This window comes from Candidatus Chloroploca asiatica, assembly GCF_002532075.1.
Classification (GTDB): domain Bacteria; phylum Chloroflexota; class Chloroflexia; order Chloroflexales; family Chloroflexaceae; genus Chloroploca; species Chloroploca asiatica.
This window is the reverse complement of the sequence record NZ_LYXE01000027.1, coordinates 1-1,322: the sequence shown is the minus strand read 5'-3', so window position 1 is coordinate 1,322 and position 1,322 is coordinate 1. Positions and strand designations below refer to the sequence as shown.

2 protein-coding genes are annotated in these 1,322 nt (G+C 61.1%); both read left to right on the top strand.

Translation table 11 applies throughout. From position 1 onward, the window contains the following. Nucleotides 1–150, top strand: a 150-nt coding sequence (locus A9Q02_RS25125) for a transposase (RefSeq protein ID WP_172450540.1), incomplete at its 5' end; no start/stop codon positions are given. Between the two features lie 3 nt (nt 151–153). Then, the coding region (locus tag A9Q02_RS02240) for an RNA-guided endonuclease InsQ/TnpB family protein (RefSeq protein WP_141508664.1) at nt 154–1,322 on the top strand (1,169 nt) is incomplete at its 3' end.

The following is a 1,322-nucleotide window of genomic DNA, read 5'->3' as shown; positions in this document are numbered from 1 at the left end:
AAGGGTCTCACCTCTCACGAGCTACGCGAACGTTATGCCGTCTTGCGGAAACTTCCGTCACTTTGGACGCGCTCCTACTTTGCCGCGACGGTCGGGAACGTCGCGAATGAAACCGTGCAGCGGTACATCGCCGCCCAAAAGGGACTCTAGCCAATGGAGCGCAAAGCCTTTCGCTACCGGCTCTATCCCTCCCGCGCCCAGGAGCGGCTGCTTGATGCCACGCTTGAAACGTGTCGTCGCTTCTATAACGATTGCCTCGCAGAGCGCAAGCAGGCGTGGGAGGACGAGCAGCGCACGGTGGGGAAGGTGGAGCAACTGCGCCAGGTGAAGGAGCGGAAGGCCACAAACCCGTGGGCGAAGGATGTGCATAGCCATGTCTTGCAGATCGTGGTAGACGATCTGGATAAAGCCTTCCAAGCCTTTTTTCGGCGGCTGAAGGCGGGCGAAGAACCGGGCTACCCGCGCTTTAAGGGGCGCCACCGCTGGCGTTCGTTCGGCTTCAAGGAGTACGGGAATGGCTTTCGCCTCGACGGGCGACGCTTGAAACTATCAGGTATCGGGCGGATCGCCGTTCGCTGGCATCGTCCGATTGAGGGTCAGATCAAGACGCTCCGTATCAGCAAGCAGGCGGGGAAGTGGTTCGCCAGTTTCTCCTGCGTGGTAGACGAGCCGACGCCGCTTCCTGCGACCGGGCAGGATGTGGGGATTGATGTGGGGCTGGCGAGCCTGATGACCACCAGCGCGGGTGAACAGGTTGCGCATCCCCGGTTCTATCGCAAGGCCCAACGGAAGCTGCGCGTCTGCCAGCGCCGGATCGCGCGACGGAAGAAAGGTGGGAAGAACCGCCGGAAGGCCGTGGTGATGCTGCAACGGCAGCATGAGCGGATTAGCAATCAGCGCAAAGACTACCTGAACAAGCTGGCGCACGATCTGATAGCGCGCCACGACCGGATCGCGCTCGAAGACCTCACGATCACGCGCATGGTTCATGGGAACCTCGCAAAGAGTATTCTGGACGCTGGATGGGGCTACTTGGTTCAGCGACTCACGCACAAGGCTGCAAGCGCCGGTCGTGTGGTCGTTCTGGTAGACCCACGGCAGACCTCCAAACGGTGCTCTTCTGGTTGCGGGCATGTCTTCGAGACGCTTTCGTTAGCCGACCGATGGGTTGATTGTCCCCGTTGCGGCCTCTCGCTCGATAGAGATCACAACGCGGCCATCAACATTCTCAACCGGGGCGGACAGCTCCGTTGGTCGTTAAGCTCGCCAGAAGGCGGGTTGGGCCAAGAAGCCGCGCGGCTTGAGCCGCTGCGGAGTGTCAC